Consider the following 17,517-nt stretch of genomic DNA (forward strand, 5'->3'; position numbering starts at 1 on the left):
GGGCCGGCCGGATTCCCCGCCCGCGGACGCGAAGCGGCGCGGGTGCCGAACGGCCCCGCGCCGGGATCTGCCTCGCGCGTGAAGCGGCGGCGCCGGGCCGGGAGCCCGCCCCTACTCGGCCGCGATCGAGGCCGGAACGACGGGCACCACCCGGGCGGCGCAGAACTTGAACTCCGGGATCTTGCCCATCGGGTCGAGCGCCGGGTTGGTGAGCAGGTTCGCGGCGGCCTCGGCGTAGCAGAAGGGCATGAACACCATCCCCTCCGGCACGTCGCGGTCGGAGCGCACCTTCACCTCGACGGCGCCGCGGCGGGTCTCGAGGCGCATCCGGTCGCCCGGCACGAGGCCGAGCCGGCCGAGTTCGCGCGGCGCCATGAAGGCCACCGCCTCGGGCTCGATCGCGTCGAGCACCCCGGCGCGGCGGGTCATCGAGCCCGTGTGCCAGTGCTCCAGCACGCGGCCGGTCGAGAGGACCATCGGGAACTCGGTGTCCGGCACCTCGTCGGGCGGCGTCACCGCGGCCGGAACGATCTTGGCGCGCCCGCTCTCGGTCGGGAACCCGGCGTAGAAGATGATCTCGTGGCCGGGCTCGTCCGGCGCGTCGACCGGGTAGGTGACGGCGCCCTCGCGCTCCACCCGCTCCCAGGTGATGTTCTTGAGCGAGGGCATCACCCGGGCCATCTCGGTGAAGATGTCGGCCGGGCCGCCATAATCCCAGGCCAGGCCGAGGCGCCGGGCCATCTCCTGGATGATCCACCAATCCTGGCGCGCGTCGCCCGGGGGCGGCACGACCGGGCGGGCCATCTGCACGCGGCGATCGGTATTGGTGAAGGTGCCGGCCTTCTCGGCGAAGGCCGAGGCCGGCAGCACCACATCGGCGTGGAAGGCGGTCTCGGTCAGGAAGAGGTCCTGCACGACGAGGTGGTCGAGCATCGCCAGCGCCTGCCGGGCGTGGTTGAGGTCGGGATCCGACATCGCCGGGTTCTCACCCTCGACGTACATGCCGCGGATGCTGCCGGCGTGGATCGCCCGCATGATCTCCACCACGGTGAGACCCTGCTTGGGATCGAGGGACTGGCCCCAGAAGTCCTCGAACAATTCCCGCACCGCCGCCTTCTCGACGGATTGGTAGTCCGGATAGACCATCGGGATCAGGCCGGCATCGGAGGCGCCCTGGACGTTGTTCTGGCCGCGCAGGGGGTGCAGGCCGGTGCCGGGCCGGCCGATCTGGCCGGTGGTGAGGGCGAGCGCGATCAGGCAGCGGGAATTGTCCGTGCCGTGCACGTGCTGGCTCACGCCCATGCCCCAGAAGATGATCGAGGCCTTCGAGCGGGCGTAGAGCCGGGCCACCTCGCGCAGGGTCTCGGCCGGGATGCCGCACACCTTCGCCATCTTCTCGGGCGTGAACTCGCGGATGCGGTCCTTCAGCGCGTCGAAGTTCTCGGTGTAGCCGGCGATGTACTGCTGATCGGTGAGCCCCTCCTCGACGATCACGTTCAGCATCGCGTTCAGCATGGCCACGTCGGTGCCCGGCTTGAAGGCGAGGTGGCGATAGGCGTGGCGCGACAGGACCTGCCGGCGCGGGTCCATGATGATCAGCTTGGCGCCGCGCTCCTTGACGGCGTTCTTGATGAAGGTGGCGGCGACCGGGTGGTTCACGGTCGGGTTCGCGCCGATGACGACGATCACCTCGGCGTCGAGCGCCGCCGAGAACGGGGCCGAGACGGCGCCCGAATTCAGCCCCTCCATCAGCGCGGCCACCGAGGAGGCGTGGCAGAGCCGGGTGCAATGGTCGACGTTGTTGGTGCCGAAGCCGAGCCGCACCAGCTTCTGGAACAGGTAGGCTTCCTCGTTCGAGCCCTTGGCCGAGCCGAAGCCCGCCAGCGCGTGGCGTCCGTGGCTGTCGCGCACGCGCCTCAGGCCGCCGGCCGCGCGCGCGAGGGCCTCCTCCCAGCTCGCCTCGCGGAAATGGGTCCAGGGATTGGCCGGATCGACCTGGTCGTTGGCGTCCTTGGCGACGTTGTCGAGGCGAATCAGGGGCTTGGTCAGCCGGTGGGGGTGGTGGACGTAGTCGAAGCCGAAGCGGCCCTTCACGCAGAGCCGGTTGTGGTTGGCCGGGCCGTCCTTGCCCTCCGCGTAGACGATGCGGTCGTCCTTGACCTTGTAGGAGACCTGGCAGCCGACGCCGCAATAGGGGCAGAGCGAGTCGACCGAGCGGTCGGGATAGACCTCGCGCTGCTGCGCATCGTTCAGGTAGGCGGCCGGCATCAGGGCGCCGGTCGGGCAGGCCTGGACGCACTCGCCGCAGGCGACGCAGGTCGAGGAGCCCATCGGGTCGTCGAAGTCGAACACGACCTTGGCGTCCGCGTTGCGGTAGGCCATGCCGATCACGTCGTTGACCTGGACTTCGCGGCAGGCCCGGACGCAGAGGTTGCACTGGATGCAGGCGTCGAGGTTCACCCGCATCGCCGGGTGGCTCGCGTCGGTCGCCCAGCGCTCCTCGGCCGGGAAGCGGCTCTCGCTCACGCCGACGTGGTCGGCCTGCGACCAGAAGTGCGAGTCCGGATCGTGCGAGGTCGCGCGCTCCGGCTGATCGGCGACGAGGAGCTCCATCACCATGGCGCGGGCCTTCACGGCCCGGTCGGTCTGGGTCTTGACCTTCATGCCGACGGCCGGCGTGCGCTTGCACGAGGCCGCGAGCACGCGCTCCCCCTCGATCTCGACCATGCAGGCGCGGCAATTGCCGTCCGGCCGGTAGCCCGGGGCGGGCTTGTGGCAGAGGTGCGGGATGTGGGTGCCGAGCCGCTGGGCGACCGCCCACAGGGTCTCGCCCGGGCGCGCCTCGACCTGCTCGCCGTCGAGCTCGAACACGACGCCGGGGATGCCCGCCGGCAGGTCGCGCAGCGACAGGGTCCCGCTCGGGGCGGGCCCGGCCTGCCCGCCGGCCTTCGTGCCCTGCGAGTAGGAGCCGCCGCCCTGGGGCGTGCCGCCGGTGCCGCCGGCATCCTGGGGCGCGGAGGGCCGGGTCGCGAGCGGGTCGCCGCCGGCCGGGTTGCTGTTCTGGGTGCCGCTGCTCATGGTGTCGCTTCCGCTTCCGGCCCGTCCCGCCCTACTCGGCCGCCATGGGCCGCGGGGTCGGGAAGAGGTCCGGGAAATACTTGATGACGCTGGTGAGCGGATTCGAGGCCGCTTGGCCGAGGCCGCAGATCGAGGCGTCGCGCATGCATTGCGACAACTCGCCGAGGAGGTCGGTGTCCCAGACCCCGCTCTCCATCAGCATGCGGGCCTTCTGGGTGCCGACCCGGCAGGGCGTGCATTGGCCGCAGGACTCGTCCTCGAAGAACCGCATCAGGTTGAGGGCCGCACCGCGGATGTCGTCCTTGTCGGAGAGCACCACCACGGCGGCCGAGCCGATGAAGCAGCCGTACTTCTCGAGGGTCCCGAAATCGAGCGGGATGTCGTCCATCGCGGCCGGCAGGATGCCGCCCGAGGCGCCGCCCGGCAGGTAGGCCGCGAAGCGGTGGCCCTCGGCCATGCCGCCGCAGAATTCCTCGATCAACTCGCGGATGGTGACCCCGGCCGGCGCGAGCTTCACGCCCGGCTCCCTCACCCGGCCCGACACCGAGTAGGAGCGCAGGCCCGTGCGGCCGTTGCGGCCGTGGCTCTTCCACCAATCCGGGCCGCGCTCGATCAGGTCGCGAATCCAGTACAGCGTCTCGACGTTGTTGATCAGCGTCGGGCGCCCGAACAGGCCGACCTGGAACGGGTACGGGGGCTTGTGGCGCGGCAGGCCGCGCTTGCCCTCGATCGACTCGATCAGCGAGGATTCCTCGCCGCAGATATAGGCTCCGGCCCCGCGCCGCAGGTGCAGGCGCGGCCCGCCCGGCGGCAGCTTGGCGATCTCCCGCGCCAGGATCTGGCGGGCGATCGGGTACTCGTCGCGGATGTAGAGGTAGACGTCCTCGGCCTCGACCACGTGGGCGCCGATCAGGGTGCCTTCGAGGAAGCGGTGCGGGTCGGTGTTGAGGTAGAGCTGGTCCTTGAAGGTGCCGGGCTCGCCCTCGTCGCCGTTCACCGCCATCAGGCGCGGGCCGGGCTCGCCGCGCACCGAGCGCCACTTGCGACCGGTCGGGAAGCCCGCCCCGCCGAGGCCCCGCAGCGAGCCGTCGTCGAGGACCTTGAGCACGTCCTCGACCGAGAGATCGCCGGCGCGCAGGCGCTCCAGGGTCCGGTAGCCGCCCGCGTCCCGGTAGGCGTCGAAATCGATCGTGTCGGGAAGATGCGCGTGCGTGTCGCCGGCCGCGACCGCCGCCCGCACAGTCTCGACCGTGGCCCGGTGCAGGAAATTGTGCCCGACCTCGGCGGCCGGGGCGTGGTCGCACAGGCCGACGCAGGGCGCGCGCACCACGCGCACCTGCGCGCCGATCTCCGCCTGGAGCGCGGCGAGGAGCTCCTCGGCGCCGTGCATCGCGCAGGTGAGGCTGTCGCAGACCCGCACGGTCAGCGCCGGGATCGCCGCCTCGCCCTCCTTCACCACGTCGAAATGGGCGTAGAAGGTCGCGGTCTCGAACACCTCCGCGAAGGCGAGCCCCATCTCGTCGGCGAGCGCCGCGAGGTGGGGGGCGCTGATCTGCCCGTAGGTGTCCTGGACGAGGTGCAGGTGCTCGATGAGGAGGTCGCGGCGGCGCGGCGCCTCGCCGAGGAGCGCGGCGATCTCGGCCTTCGCCCGGGGATCGACCTGGCGCCCCTTCGGCACCGGCCTCGCCCGCTCGCGACCGCGTCCGGGGTGTTCGAAGCGCTTGACGCGCGACACATCGTGCTGGCTCATGGGGTCACCGTACCAGCTGGCATACAAAATACAAGGTACCGCACGGGGGCGCTCGCGCTGTGATCTTCGCCGGGCTGTGTCGCGGATCGTGAGGCGGGGCTCCCGGCGCGCCGGGAGCCGATCGCCGCGCCCGACGCGACGAACCGACCCTCGTGGAGCGCGGGAGCATAAGGATCGCGGGCGCGTCCGTCAGGAGCGGCCACCCCCCACGAAAGTCCAAGCCGCCCCCTGCGCGCCTTCGGCGGCCCTACTGGCCGCCGAAGGCGCGCAGGGGGCGGCCGGCTTCCGAGCGCTGCTCCATGGTGACGCGGCCGCTCCCGGCATCGAAGGCGGCGAGGCGCGGGCCCGCCACGGCGTCGAGGCTCTCCTCGAACGCGTCGAGGGCGGCGTTCACGGCGCCGACGCCCTCGGGCCATGCCCGGGCAAGGCGGGCGGCGAGGTCCTGCCGCAGGCTGTCGGTGAGCGGCGGACGCGTCTCGGCGGCGTAGGCCTCGGCGACGAGGCGCGCTTCCTCGGCGGGACTTCTCTCGGCATTCGGCATGGCGGGCTCCCTCCGGTGGGCGAGGGAAACGCGCGAGCGGCCGCTTCGTCGCAGGGCCGGCGGGCGGGCCGCCCGCCGGCCCTGCGGCTCAATGGCTCATCAGGCAGCAGGTCGTGGTGGTCTGCAGGATGGTGCGGGTGGCCCCGCCGAACAGCCACTCGCGCAGGCGGCTGTGGCCGTAGGCGCCCATCACCAGGAGGTCGGCCCGGAAGGCGGCGGCGTTGGCGAGGAGCGCCTCGCCGGGGCGGATCCCCGATTCGGGGATCAGCCGGGAGGACGCCTTCACGCCGTGCCGGACCAGGAAATCCGCGACGTCGGCGAGCCCCTTGGCCTCGACCTCCGGCTCGACGCCCAGCACCAGCACCTCGCTCGCCCGGGCGAGCAGCGGCAGGGCGGCGCTCACCGCCCGGCGGGCCTCCGGGGCGTCCTTCCAGGCCACGACCGCCCGATCGGCCCGCAGCCGGGTCGGGCCCGGCGGCACGACCAGGACGGGGCGGCCCGCCTCCATCAGGAGCGGCCCGGGCGCCACGCCGAGGGGGCCGTGATCGCCGTCCTCGGCACCGTGGCGGCCCACGACCAGGAGGTCGGCGGCCCGCGCCTGCAGGGCGAGGTAGGGCAGCGCCGGAGCGAGGGCGGCCCGCCAGGACGCCTCCGCGTAGCCGCCGGCCGCCCGCTCGAAGACGTCGCGCGCCAGCCCGATCTCGTCGAGCACGCGGTCCTTCTCGGCCTCGTAGATCCGCTCGGCCTCGGCGATGTCGGTGGCGGTGACCGGGTCGGGCACCTGCCGGGCGGCGACGCCGATCAGGCGGGCCTCGAACCGGCCCGCGAGGTCCGCGGCGAGCTGCGCGCGGGCCTGGGCGGCGGCGCCGAGATCGAGCGAGACCATGATGCTGGCGTAAGTCATCGCACCTCTCCCCGATGGATCCCTGCCGATGGATCCCTGCCGATGGATCCCTGCCGATGGGACGGCCGGTTGGGACCAGGGCGATCCTGCCTCCCCGGGCGCGCCTCCGCGTTGATCCAGCGCAAAGGCCGGCCGGCCGCGCATCACGCCGGCGGAGGCTTGATCCACATCAAGGTTGGTGGGGTGAGCCCGCCGGATAAGCGCTCGTCAGCGCGGGATCCCCCGCCTTCCTGCGAGCGAGCCATGGCGTCAGCCCGATCCAGCAAATACATGACAGAGGGCGAGGCCGGCCTGTGCGCGGCCCTCGGTCTCGGCTTCGTCCTCAGCCTCATCGCGGCGGCCAAGGCCGTCGACGCGCCCTTCGGCGCCCACGCGGTGATCTTCGCGGCCGCCTCCGCGGCCGGCATCGTGGCGATCCTGCGCCGCTACGCGGCCCGCGACCCGGAGCCGGTGCCGCAGGAGATCGCCGGCAAGCCCAACTACAATCTCGGCCCGGTCAAGTTCGCGGCGATCGCCTCGATGGGCTGGGGCATCGCCGGCTTCCTGGTCGGCTGCATCATCGCCTTCCAGCTCTGGGCGCCCTCGCTCAACCTGGGGCTCGAATTCACCACCTTCGGGCGCCTGCGCCCGCTGCACACCTCGGCGGTGATCTTCGCCTTCGGCGGCAACGTGCTGATCGCGACCTCGCTCTACGTGGTGCAGCGCACCTGCCGGGTCCGGCTGGCGGGCGACCTCGCGCCCTGGTTCGTGGTGCTCGGCTACAACCTGTTCATCGTCATCGCCGGCACCGGCTACCTGATGGGCGTGACCCAGTCGAAGGAATACGCCGAGCCCGAGTGGTACGCCGACCTCTGGCTCACCATCGTCTGGGTCGTCTACCTCCTGGTCTTCCTGGCCACGATCTGGAAGCGCAAGGAGCCCCACATCTTCGTGGCGAACTGGTTCTACCTCGCCTTCATCGTCACGATCGCGATGCTCCACATCGTGAACAACCTCGCGCTGCCGGTGACGGTGTTCGGCTCGAAGTCCTACCCGATCTTCTCGGGCGTGCAGGACGCGCTGATCCAGTGGTGGTACGGCCACAACGCGGTCGGCTTCTTCCTCACCGCCGGCTTCCTCGCCATCATGTACTATTTCGTCCCGAAGCGGGCGGAGCGGCCGATCTACTCCTATCGGCTCTCGATCATCCACTTCTGGGCCCTGATCTTCATGTACATCTGGGCCGGGCCGCACCACCTGCACTACACCGCCCTGCCCGACTGGGCTCAGACTCTGGGCATGACCTTCTCGATCATGCTGTGGATGCCGTCCTGGGGCGGGATGATCAACGGCCTGATGACCCTCTCGGGGGCCTGGGACAAGCTGCGCACCGACCCGATCCTGCGCCTGATGGTGGTCTCCCTCGCCTTCTACGGCATGGCGACCTTCGAGGGCCCGATGATGTCGGTGAAGGCCGTCAACGCGCTCAGCCACTACACCGACTGGACCATCGGTCACGTCCATTCCGGCGCGCTCGGCTGGGTCGCCTACGTCTCCTTCGGCGCCCTCTACTGCCTCGTGCCCTGGCTCTGGAACCGCCGCGAGGTCTACTCCCTGCGCCTCGTCGAGTGGCACTTCTGGGTCTCGACCCTCGGCATCGTCCTGTACATCAGCTCGATGTGGGTCGCCGGGATCATGCAGGGCCTGATGTGGCGCGCCTACAACAGCTTCGGCTTCCTCGAATACTCCTTCGTCGAGACGGTCGAGGCGATGCAGCCCTACTACCTGGTGCGGGCGCTCGGCGGCGTGCTGTTCCTGATCGGCTCGCTGATCATGGCCTACAACCTCGCCATGACGATCCTGGGCCGCGAGGCGCAGGCCACCCGCCCCGCGCCCGGCGCCACCCTCGTCCCGGCCGAGTGAGCTCACGGGCCCGCCCCCGCGGCGGGCCTCCCCTCCCCGTCACAGAAAGACCATGGCGATGGCCACCGCGGAAGCCGGCCTCTGGAAGAGGCACGAATTCTTCGAGAAGAACTCCATCCTGCTCATCATCGGCATCCTGATCGTGGTCGCGATCGGCGGCCTGATCGAAATCGTCCCGCTCTTCTACCTGAAGAGCACGATCGAGGTGGTGGAGGGCGTGCGGCCCTACACGCCGCTCGAACTTGCCGGCCGCAACATCTACGTGCGCGAGGGCTGCTACCTCTGCCACAGCCAGATGATCCGGCCGATGCGCGACGAGGTCGAGCGCTACGGGCACTTCTCGCTCGCCGCCGAGAGCATGTACGACCACCCGTTCCAGTGGGGCTCGAAGCGCACCGGGCCCGACCTCGCCCGGGTCGGGGGCAAGTACTCGGACGATTGGCACCGGGAGCACCTGCGCGACCCGCGGGCGGTGGTGCCGGGCTCGATCATGCCCGCCTACGCCTTCCTGGAACGGCCCCTGGACACGGCGGCGGTCGCCGACGACCTGACGGCGAACGCCCATATCGGCGTGCCCTACACGTCCGAGATGATCACCCGGGCCCAGGGCGACCTGCGCGCCCAGCTCGACCCGGAGGGCGCGGACGCGGCCGGCCTGCAGGCGCGCTACCCGGGCGCGGCCCTGCACGTGCCCGGCGACCGCCGCCACGTCACCGAACTCGACGCCCTCGTCGCCTACCTGCAGGTGCTCGGCACGATGGTCGATTTCAAGCTCTACGACGACAAGAAGAACCTGAGGTGACGCCGTGACCTACGATATCGCCTCGCGCTTCGCTCAGACGAGCGGCCTGCTGTACTTCGTCGGCCTGTTCGCGGGAGTGACCCTCTACGCGCTGTGGCCGCGCAACCGGGCGCGCTTCGACGCCGCCGCCCGCCTTCCCCTGGACGAGGAGTGACTCCCGTGGCCGACACCGCCCACCCGCCCGCCGGCCTGCCGGCCGAGCCCGACACCACGGGCCACGAATGGGACGGGATCCGCGAGTACAACAACCCGCTGCCGCGCTGGTGGCTGCTGACCCTCTACGCCACGATCGTGTGGGCCTTCGGCTACTGGATCGCCTACCCGGCCTGGCCGCTGATCGCCAGCCACACGGGCGGGATCCTCGGCTACTCGAGCCGCGCCGAGGTGCTGGCCGAGGTGGACCGCGCCAAGGCGGCCCGCACCGCCCTCGGCCAGGACCGGCTCGCCTCGGCCGCGCTCGGCGAGATCAAGGCCGATCCGGCCCTGCTCTCCCTGGCGCTCGCCACCGGCAAGGCGGCCTTCGGCGACAATTGCGCCGGCTGCCACGGCACGGCGGCGACGGGCCGGGTCGGCTACCCGAACCTGCAGGACGACGACTGGCTCTGGGGCGGCAGCCTCGACGCGATCGCGCAGACGATCCGGGTCGGCATCCGCTCGGGCCACGCCGACGCCCGCCAGGGTGACATGCCGGCCTTCGGGCGCGACGGCGTGCTCAAGCGCGACGAGGTCGAGACCGTCGCCAACTACGTCCTGTCCCTCTCCGGCAAGGCCTTCAACCCGGCCCTCAGCCTGCAGAAGGGGGCGGAGGTCTTCGCGCAGAACTGCGCCGCCTGCCACGGCGACCAGGCGAAGGGGAACCCCGAACTCGGCGCTCCCGACTTGACCGACGCGGTCTGGCTCTACGGCTCGGCGCCCGAGCAGGTCATCGCCACGATCACCAACGGCCGCAAGGGCGTGATGCCGACCTGGGAGGGCCGGCTCGACACCGCGACGATCAAGTCGCTCGCGGTCTACGTGCACAGCCTCGGCGGCGGCAAGTAGGTGCAGGCGGGGGCGGTCCGCCGCCCCCTCGCCACCCGAAGGCCGCATCCGCGTCGAGCCTGGTTGCTGGCGCTGATGCGGGCGACGGAGCGTGACCGCGACGGCCCGGCGCTCAAGGCCCGGTGCTCAAGGCCCGGTGCCACGGCTCACCACAGGAGCGGGTGCAGGAACACCTCGACCCGCTCCCCCACCTCCAGCCCGGTCGCGTCCTCGGGCAGGGCCGCGAGCCCGTCGCTGCCGGTGAGCGAGGTCAGCACCCCGGCCCCGTCCCGGGGGAACTTCACGGCCTCGACCGTGCCGTCCTGCGCCCGCCGCAGCGAGACGCGGACGAATTCCCGGCGTCCGGTCTTCTTGCGATAGGGGAAGGCGGCCCGGGCCGGCTGCGAGGGCGGCGGCGGGCAGGACGCCCCCGCGAGGCGCAGCAGCAGCGGGCGGACCACGAAGAGCAGCGTCACGTAGACCGCGACCGGGTTGCCCGGCAGGCCCACGAAGGGGGTGTCGCCGATCAGCCCCATCGCCACCGGCCGGCCGGGCTTGATGGCGAGGCGCCAGAACACCAGCCGGCCCACCGCCTCCACCGCCGCCTTGACGTGGTCCTCCTCGCCGGTCGAGACGCCGCCCGAGGTCAGGATGAGGTCGTGGTCGCCGGCCGCCGCGGCGAGGCGCGCGCGCAGGGAGGCGGGCTCGTCGCGCAGGATGCCGAGATCCGAGACCGCGACGCCGAGGCGCCGCAGCAGGGCCCCGAGCAGGACGCGGTTCGAATCGTGGATCGCCCCGGGGCGGAGGGCGGCGCCCGGCTCGGCGAGCTCGTCACCGGTCGAGAACAGGGCGACGCGCAGGCGGCGCCGCACCGGGATCGCCGCGTGCCCGGTCGCGGCCGCGAGGGCGAGGTCCGGCGGGGCGAGGCGCCGCCCGGCCGGGACCACCAGCGCGCCCCTCCCGGCATCCTCGCCCGCGGGCCGGGCATTGGCGCCGCGCCTCAGCCCGGGCGGGAGCCGGACCCGGTCGCCCTCGACGCGGACATCCTCCTGCATGAAGACCGTGTCGGCGCCCTCCGGCATCGGGGCGCCGGTGAAGATCCGCACCGCCTCCCCCGCCGTCGCGCTCCCGGCGGCGCCCCCGGCCGCCACCCGCCCGCGCACCGGCAGCAGCGTCTCGCCCTCCGCCGCGAGGTCGGCGAAGCGGACCGCGTAGCCGTCCACCGCCGCGTTGGCGAAGGGCGGCAGGTCGCAGAGGGCGCGCAGGTCCTGCGCCGCGACGCGCCCGTCCGCGTCGAGGAGCGGGACGCTCTCGATCCCGGCCACCACCGGCAGCCGGGCGGCGATCAGGGCCGCCGCCTCGTCCACCGTGAGCAGCGGGCCGCCGAAGGCGAAGCAATCGTCACTCAGTTGCGCCATGGCCCGCGAGCCTCTCGAGAACCGTCGGGAGCGGCTCGGCCCGCGCCAGCACCGCGTCGGCGATCGCCTCGACCGCGTCGAGGGGCAGCACCGGCACGCCCGCCCCCGGGAACGGGACGTCGCTCGCCACCGCGACGATGCGCGGATCCTCCGGGTGCAGCGGCGGCCGGCCGTTGGCGGCCCGGAAGACTTCGAGCTTGGGATGCGCCTCGCGCTTGAACCCCTCCACGAGGGCGAGGTCGCAGGGGCTGAGCCGCCCGAGGAGTTCGGCGAGGCTCGCCTCCCTCCCCGGCCCGACCTCGTGGATCTGCACCCAGCGCCGCGCCGAGGAGACGATCACCTCGCCCGCCCCCGCCTCGCGGTGCAGGTAGGAATCCTTGCCCGGCCGATCGACGTCGAAGGCGTGGTGCGCGTGCTTGAGCGTCGCCACGCGCAGGCCCCGCCCGGTCAGCGCCGGGATCAGGCGCCGCAGCAGGGTCGTCTTCCCGGCGCCGCTCCAGCCGGCGAGCCCGATCACCCGCATGTCAGCGCGCCTCCGCGGGCGCGAAGCCGAGGTCGTGCAGGTCGGCCCGCGTTTCGGGGGCGGTGAGCAGGGCCAGGAAGGCCGCGACGGCCGGGTCGTCGCGCCGGTCGGCCCGGTAGGCGAAGTCGTAATGCTCCTCGGTGAGCGGCAGGAAGCCGAGGCCGTAGGCCCGCGCCACCGTGGCGATGGCGACGCCCCAATCGGCCCGCCCCTGCGCCACCGCGGCCGCGACCGCGTTGTGCGAGCGGGGCTGGTTCCAGTAGCCGGGCGGGCGGGCGCCGCCGAGCAGCCCCTCGATCAGCACCCGGGTGCCCGCGCCGGTGTTGCGGTTGACCATCACGGCCTCCGGGTCGGCGAGGAAGCGCCGCACCGCCTCGGCCGCGCGGCCGCCCTCGGGGCGCGGCTCTCCTGGGCGCGGCTCTCCTGGGCGCGGCTCTCCGGCGCGCGGATCCCCGGCGCGCGGATCCCCGGCGCGCGGATCCCCGGCGCGGAAGACCACGCCCTGCAGGCGCCGCCAGCCCGGCGCCAGCACCAGGCCCGGCTCCAGGAAGGGCGCGTTGTAGCGCCCCGTCTCCGGGTCGAGCAGGTGGAGGCTCGCGAGGTCGCATTCCCGGCGCCTGAGCGCCGCCAGCCCCCCCGACGAGCCGACGAAGATCGTCCGCGCCCGCACGCCGCGCTCGGCGAGGCGCCCGACGAGGCGGTCGAGGCCGAGGCAGTGGCTGCCGACCAGGGTGAGGTCGGGCGGCCGCAGACCGGCGCCCAGGCGCGTCACCGCCACCGTCTCGCCGGCCTCCAGGCCGGAGCGGGCCGCCGGCACCGCGAAGAACCCGTCCGCCTGCGAGAAGGCCGTGACCGTGCCCGAGCCCTTGCCGAGGGGCAGGGCTACGAGCCCCTGCGCGCCCCGGGCGAGGGAGGCCATCACGAACTCGGTGCGGCCGAGTTCCGAGGCGAGGCGCTGGGGCAGCAGGGCCTCGACCCGGCTCTCCTCCCGGGGCGGCAGGCCGGCCAGGGCCCGGATCAGCGGCACCACCGCGTCGTGGAAGGTGAACATCGCCGAGGTCGGGAAGCCCGGCAGCACCACCACGGCCTTCGTCCCGACAGCCGCGAGGCAGAGGGGCTTGCCGGGCTTGAGGGCGACGCCGTGGACCAGGATCCCCGGCGCACCGAGGCGCGACAGGATGCGGTGGGAGACGTCCCCCGCCCCCTTGGAGGTGCCACCCGACAGGACCACGAGGTCGGATTCCGCGAGGCTCCGGCGCAGGGCCTGCTCCAGCAGGGCCTCGTCGTCGGGCACGATGCCGCCCGGCACGGCCTCGCCGCCGTTCTCGGCCACCGCGGCGGCCACGATGGCGCCGTTGGAATCGTAGATGGCGGCGGGCCGCAGCGCCTCGCCCGGGGCGACGAGTTCGTCCCCGGTCGAGATCACGGCGACGCGGGGCCGGCGCACCACCGCGACCGCGGCGAGGCCGCAGGCCGCCAGCATGCCGATCTCGCGGGCGGTCACCGGCGTGCCCCGGCGCAGCACGGTCTCGCCCCGGGCCATGTCGGCGCCGGCGTAGCCGACGAACTGGCCCGGCGCCGCGGCGCGCACGACCTCGATCGCCGGCGCGCCCTCCTCGACGTAGTCGGTGGCCTCGACCATCAGCACGGCGTCGGCGCCGCGCGGGAGAACGCCGCCGGTGGCGATCGGCGTCGCCGTCCCGGCCGCCACCGCGAGGGTCGGGGCGACGCCGCAGGCCAGGATCTCGCGGTTGAGGCGCAGGCGCCGCGGCGCGCCCTCGCTCGCCCCCTCGGTGTCGGCGGCGCGGACGGCGAACCCGTCCACGAGGGCGCGGTCGAAGGCCGGCACGTCGATGGGCGAGGCGACGTCCTCCGCCAGGGCGCGGCCGAGGGCGGCGCCGAGCGGCACGGTCTCGGGGCCGAGCGGCAGGTGCGGCACCGCCGCCCGGAACCGCGCCAGCGCCTCCTCCCGCGAGGCGACGCTCAGGAACTGCTCCTGGCGGGCCGCGCGGGCGAGGCGGGCGGAGAAGTCATCGGGGGGCAACGCGTCACTCACAGGGGCAGGACCTCGACGACCGTGTCCTTGGCATAGCCCTCCCGCGCGGGCGGCACCAGCACGGCACCGTCCGCCCGCGCGAGGCGGGCGAGGGGGATATCGGCGCCGCCGAGCGGTTCGGCACCCTCGGCGGATCGCCGCACGAACACCACCTCGGACAGCCCGATCGCGGAGGCGATCTTGCGGCGGAGCGGCGCGGGGGCGGGGGCGGGCGGGACCGTCCCGGCCAGGGCCGCGAGGAGGGGCCGGCCGAGGGCGAGGTGGAGCGCCAGCGCGGCCTCCGGCCGGCCCGGCAGCAGCAGGACGGGCCGGCCGGCGACCGCGCCGAACCCGGCCGTCTCGCCCGGCCGCAGGGCGATCCCGTGCGCCGCGACGGCGCCCGCCCGCGCCAGCCCCTCGGCGCTGCGGTCGCTCCGGCCGGGGCCGCTGCCGCCGACGAGGAAGGTCGCCGCGGCGCCCTCCGGCAGCGCCGCCGCGGCGCTGTCCGTCAGCGCCGCCGCCACCGCGCCCGGGTCGTCCGGCAGGCGCGCGGCGCGAACCACCCGGGCGCCCTCGCGGGCGAGGAGGGAGGCGAGGAGGGGCGAGAGCAGGTCGGGCGTCTCCGCCCCGGTGACCAGGAGGAGGACGGCCGGGCGGCGCACGGGCACCTCGGCGAAGCCGGCCGAGGCCAGGGCGAGCGCCTGCAGCGCGGTCGCGCGCTCGCCCGCCCGTCCCAGCAGATGGCCGGCCGGGATGTCTCCCCCGGCGGGGCGCGCGCCCTCGCCCGGGGCCGCGTCCGCCACGGCCTCGCCCTCCAGGACGGATTCGGGCGGCAGGACCGTGTCGCTCCCCTCCGGCAGGATCTCGCCGGCCTCGATCCAGGCGAGGCCGCGCGGGAGCCGCACCGGGGCCTGGGGCGCGGCGCCGGTGATCGCGGCCGCCTCGACCGCGTAGCCGTCGCGCAGGGCGAGGCGGCGCGCGGGGCGGCCCTCCGGCGCCGGGAGGTCGCGGGCGAGCGGGGCTCCGACGGCGTCGTGGACCGGCACGGCCTCGGGCGGCACCGGCGCGAGGCCGGCGAGCAGGAGGGCCCGCGCCTCGTCGAGGGGCATCAGCTGCGCGGAGGCGGAACGGCGCGTCATGGCTGCCGGCACCGGAGAGGGACGACCGTCGCGCGTCCCGTCGCGGACCCCGTCCGGGCGAAGGGGCTCGCCCGGATGCGGCATCGGCCGGCTGCGATCAAGCGCTGCGGCCCGCGCGCGGCCTCGGCGACGGCGTCGCGGGGCCCCGCGCTCATCGCTCGCCCGCGCGGCGCGGGGTGCGGGGCGCCGCCCGGAGGCGGGCCTGCGCGGAGCGGGCGCATCCAGGCGCCGCCGCAATCCTCCGCCCCTCCCCCTTCCGTTCCGCGCCGAGATAGTTTACATGTGAACTATCTTGCGGCGGGACAGCCGCGGGGGATCGCGGGAGAGGGTCCATGCCGAGCTACAAGGCGCCCGTGGAGGACGTCCTGTTCCTCCTCAACGACGTGTTCGGGTTCGAGCGCTACAGCAACCTGCCGGGTTTCTCGGACGCGACGCCGGACGTGGTGGAGGCGATCCTCAACGAGGGCGCGAAGCTCTGCGAGGAGGTGCTGGCCCCCCTCAACCTCCCGGGCGATGCCGAGGGCTGCACCCGCCACCCGGACGGCCGCGTGACGACGCCCAAGGGCTTCAAGGAGGCCTACGAAGCCTATGCGGGCGGGGGCTGGAACGGGCTCTCGATGCCGTCCGAGTACGGCGGCCAGGGCCTGCCCGCGACCCTCAACAGCGTGGTCCAGGAATTCATCTCCTCGGCCAACATCGCCTTCGGGATGTATCCGGGCCTGACCCAGGGCGCGATGGCGGCCCTGCTCGTCCACGGCACCGACGCGCAGAAGCGGACCTACCTGCCCCGGATGATCGAGGGGTCCTGGACCGGGACCATGAACCTGACCGAGCCGCATTGCGGCACGGATCTCGGCCTGCTCAAGACCCGCGCGGTGCCGAACCCCGACGGCTCCTACAGCCTCACCGGCACCAAGATCTTCATCTCGGCCGGCGAGCACGACCTCTCGGAGAACATCATCCACCTCGTCCTCGCCCGCATCGAGGGCGCGCCGGCCGGCACCAAGGGCATCTCGCTCTTCGTGGTGCCCAAGCTGCTGGTGAACGGGGACGGCTCGCTCGGCGCGCGCAACGGCGTGTCCTGCGGCTCGATCGAGCACAAGATGGGCATCCACGCCAACGCCACCTGCGTGATGAACTACGACGGCGCCAAGGGCTGGCTGGTCGGCGAGGCCAATCGCGGCCTCAACGCCATGTTCGTGATGATGAACGAGGCCCGGCTCGCGGTCGGCATCCAGGGCCTCGCCCTGTCCGAGGTCGCCTACCAGAACGCCGTCGCCTACGCCAAGGAGCGGCTCCAGGGCCGCGCCCTCACCGGCGCCAAGGCCCCGGACAAGCCCGCCGACCCGATCATCGTCCACCCGGACGTGCGCCGCACCCTGCTGTCGATCCGGGCCTTCAACGAGGCGGGCCGGGCCCTGGTGCTCTGGACCGCCCTGCAGGCGGACGTGGCGCACCGCTCGGGCGACGCCGCCGAGCGGCAGGCCGCCGACGACCACATGGGCCTGATGACGCCGGTGGTGAAGGGCGTGCTGACCGACCGGGGCTTCGCCAACGCGGTCGATGCCCAGCAGATGTTCGGCGGGCACGGCTACATCGAGGAATGGGGCATGTCGCAATTCGTGCGCGACGCCCGCATCGCCCAGATCTACGAGGGCGCCAACGGCATCCAGGCCATGGACCTCGTCGGCCGCAAGCTGCCGCGCGACGGCGGCCGCGCGATGATGCGCTTCCTCCAGGAGGTCGAGGGCTTCTGCAAGGAGAACGGCGCCGACGAGACCCTGAAGACCTACACGGCGCCCCTCGCCAAGGCCCTCGGCGACCTCCAGAAGGCGACGATGTGGCTGATGCAGAACGCCATGGCCAAGCCCGACAACGCGGGCGCCGCCGCCACCGACTACATGCACCTGATGGGGCTCGTCGCCCTCGGCTACATGTGGGCGCGCATCGCCAAGGCGGCCGCCGCCCGCAAGCGGGAGGGCAACGGCGTCGGGACGCGCATGGACGCCAAGCTCGCGACCGGCCGCTTCTACATGGAGCGCCTCCTGCCCGAGACCGCCACGCGGCTCGCCCGCATCTCGGCCGGCGCCGAGGCCGTCATGGCGGTGCCGGCGGAGATGTTCTAGGCTGCCGGCGGCCCGGCGCGCCGCGACGCCCGAACCCGGGACCCGCGTGCCGGAGCCTGGGCGGGCGATCCGCTCGGACGGTCTCGGGACGCGGCGCGACGGCCCGACGCGCACGGCCGCCGCCGGGTTCGGCGCCCTCGCCCGCCGCCGCGCCGCCCCCGGGGCGCGGGGCGAGGCCGACCGCGCCTGATCCGGGCCGCCCCGGCCCGCCGATCTCCCCCGCCGCCCGGCCCGCCCCGGACGGCCCGCGCCATCCTGGGAAGAAGCCCCCACTCGGAA

At 73.6% G+C, this 17,517-nt stretch carries 14 protein-coding genes; 6 read left to right on the plus strand and 8 right to left on the minus strand.

What is annotated here, in order from left to right; all coding sequences use genetic code 11:
* Nucleotides 1-111 precede the first annotated feature (111 nt).
* From fdhF to M446_RS15660, 4 genes are all read right to left on the minus strand, one after another.
* On the minus strand, nt 112-3,078 hold the full coding sequence (fdhF, locus tag M446_RS15645; protein WP_012333071.1) for a formate dehydrogenase subunit alpha: 2,967 nt from the start codon (nt 3,076-3,078) through the stop codon (nt 112-114).
* Between the two features lie 31 nt (nt 3,079-3,109).
* Nucleotides 3,110-4,828 carry an NAD(P)H-dependent oxidoreductase subunit E gene (locus M446_RS15650; RefSeq protein ID WP_012333072.1) on the minus strand — a complete coding sequence of 573 codons (1,719 nt, stop codon included), beginning with the start codon at nt 4,826-4,828 and terminating at the stop codon, nt 3,110-3,112.
* 247 nt (nt 4,829-5,075) lie between these two features.
* Entirely contained in the window at nt 5,076-5,369 is a 294-nt protein-coding gene (locus M446_RS15655) for a hypothetical protein (RefSeq protein ID WP_012333073.1), read from the minus strand.
* 88 nt (nt 5,370-5,457) lie between these two features.
* The gene (locus tag M446_RS15660) at nt 5,458-6,273 is read right to left on the minus strand and encodes a universal stress protein (RefSeq protein ID WP_012333074.1); all 816 of its coding nucleotides are present in this window, start codon (nt 6,271-6,273) and stop codon (nt 5,458-5,460) included.
* 243 nt (nt 6,274-6,516) lie between these two features.
* Between M446_RS15660 and ccoN the strand changes: the two genes are divergently transcribed.
* From ccoN to ccoP, 4 genes are read left to right on the plus strand one after another with little or no spacing between them, the layout of a single operon-like run.
* Nucleotides 6,517-8,175 carry a cytochrome-c oxidase, cbb3-type subunit I gene (ccoN, locus tag M446_RS15665; RefSeq protein ID WP_012333075.1) on the plus strand — a complete coding sequence of 553 codons (1,659 nt, stop codon included), beginning with the start codon at nt 6,517-6,519 and terminating at the stop codon, nt 8,173-8,175.
* 52 nt (nt 8,176-8,227) lie between these two features.
* On the plus strand, nt 8,228-8,977 hold the full coding sequence (gene ccoO, locus M446_RS15670) for a cytochrome-c oxidase, cbb3-type subunit II (RefSeq protein WP_012333076.1): 750 nt from the start codon (nt 8,228-8,230) through the stop codon (nt 8,975-8,977).
* A 4-nt stretch (nt 8,978-8,981) separates the two neighbouring features.
* Complete coding sequence (locus M446_RS15675; RefSeq protein WP_012333077.1) at nt 8,982-9,131, plus strand: cbb3-type cytochrome c oxidase subunit 3; 150 nt, start codon at nt 8,982-8,984, stop codon at nt 9,129-9,131.
* 5 nt (nt 9,132-9,136) lie between these two features.
* On the plus strand, nt 9,137-10,018 hold the full coding sequence (gene ccoP / locus M446_RS15680; protein WP_012333078.1) for a cytochrome-c oxidase, cbb3-type subunit III: 882 nt from the start codon (nt 9,137-9,139) through the stop codon (nt 10,016-10,018).
* Between the two features lie 146 nt (nt 10,019-10,164).
* On the opposite strand, the gene glp is transcribed toward ccoP, so the two are convergent.
* The 4 genes from glp to M446_RS15700 are packed head-to-tail and all read right to left on the minus strand — an operon-like array spanning nt 10,165 to nt 15,112.
* Nucleotides 10,165-11,415 (minus strand): gephyrin-like molybdotransferase Glp, encoded by a 1,251-nt coding sequence (gene glp / locus M446_RS15685; RefSeq protein ID WP_012333079.1) that lies wholly within the window; start codon nt 11,413-11,415, stop codon nt 10,165-10,167.
* Nucleotides 11,399-11,938, minus strand: coding sequence for a molybdopterin-guanine dinucleotide biosynthesis protein B (mobB, locus tag M446_RS15690; protein ID WP_012333080.1), 540 nt, complete (start codon nt 11,936-11,938; stop codon nt 11,399-11,401). Before mobB ends, glp begins: the two co-directional genes overlap by 17 nt.
* A 1-nt stretch (nt 11,939) precedes the next feature.
* A complete protein-coding gene (locus M446_RS15695; protein WP_012333081.1) occupies nt 11,940-13,982 on the minus strand; it encodes a molybdopterin biosynthesis protein in 2,043 nt (680 codons plus the stop codon).
* 8 nt (nt 13,983-13,990) lie between these two features.
* Entirely contained in the window at nt 13,991-15,112 is a 1,122-nt protein-coding gene (locus tag M446_RS15700) for a molybdopterin-binding protein (RefSeq protein WP_012333082.1), read from the minus strand.
* Between the two features lie 332 nt (nt 15,113-15,444).
* Between M446_RS15700 and M446_RS15705 the strand changes: the two genes are divergently transcribed.
* Nucleotides 15,445-17,238, plus strand: a complete 1,794-nt coding sequence (locus M446_RS15705) for an acyl-CoA dehydrogenase C-terminal domain-containing protein (protein ID WP_012333083.1) — start codon at nt 15,445-15,447, stop codon at nt 17,236-17,238.
* 46 nt (nt 17,239-17,284) lie between these two features.
* Nucleotides 17,285-17,428 (plus strand): hypothetical protein, encoded by a 144-nt coding sequence (locus tag M446_RS38165; protein ID WP_168169159.1) that lies wholly within the window; start codon nt 17,285-17,287, stop codon nt 17,426-17,428.
* Nucleotides 17,429-17,517 lie beyond the last annotated feature (89 nt).

It is taken from the genome of Methylobacterium sp. 4-46 (assembly GCF_000019365.1).
In the GTDB taxonomy this organism is placed as follows: domain Bacteria; phylum Pseudomonadota; class Alphaproteobacteria; order Rhizobiales; family Beijerinckiaceae; genus Methylobacterium.

What these genes read in the sequence shown, in the direction of transcription:
- fdhF (WP_012333071.1), bottom strand. Translation starts at nt 3,078, where the DNA reads ATGAGCAGCGGCACCCAGAACAGCAACCCGGCCGGCGGCGACCCGCTC.
- M446_RS15650 (WP_012333072.1), bottom strand. Translation starts at nt 4,828, where the DNA reads ATGAGCCAGCACGATGTGTCGCGCGTCAAGCGCTTCGAACACCCCGGA.
- M446_RS15655 (WP_012333073.1), bottom strand. Translation starts at nt 5,369, where the DNA reads ATGCCGAATGCCGAGAGAAGTCCCGCCGAGGAAGCGCGCCTCGTCGCC.
- M446_RS15660 (WP_012333074.1), bottom strand. Translation starts at nt 6,273, where the DNA reads ATGACTTACGCCAGCATCATGGTCTCGCTCGATCTCGGCGCCGCCGCC.
- ccoN (WP_012333075.1), top strand. Translation starts at nt 6,517, where the DNA reads ATGGCGTCAGCCCGATCCAGCAAATACATGACAGAGGGCGAGGCCGGC.
- ccoO (WP_012333076.1), top strand. Translation starts at nt 8,228, where the DNA reads ATGGCGATGGCCACCGCGGAAGCCGGCCTCTGGAAGAGGCACGAATTC.
- glp (WP_012333079.1), bottom strand. Translation starts at nt 11,415, where the DNA reads ATGGCGCAACTGAGTGACGATTGCTTCGCCTTCGGCGGCCCGCTGCTC.
- mobB (WP_012333080.1), bottom strand. Translation starts at nt 11,938, where the DNA reads ATGCGGGTGATCGGGCTCGCCGGCTGGAGCGGCGCCGGGAAGACGACC.
- M446_RS15700 (WP_012333082.1), bottom strand. Translation starts at nt 15,112, where the DNA reads ATGACGCGCCGTTCCGCCTCCGCGCAGCTGATGCCCCTCGACGAGGCG.
- M446_RS15705 (WP_012333083.1), top strand. Translation starts at nt 15,445, where the DNA reads ATGCCGAGCTACAAGGCGCCCGTGGAGGACGTCCTGTTCCTCCTCAAC.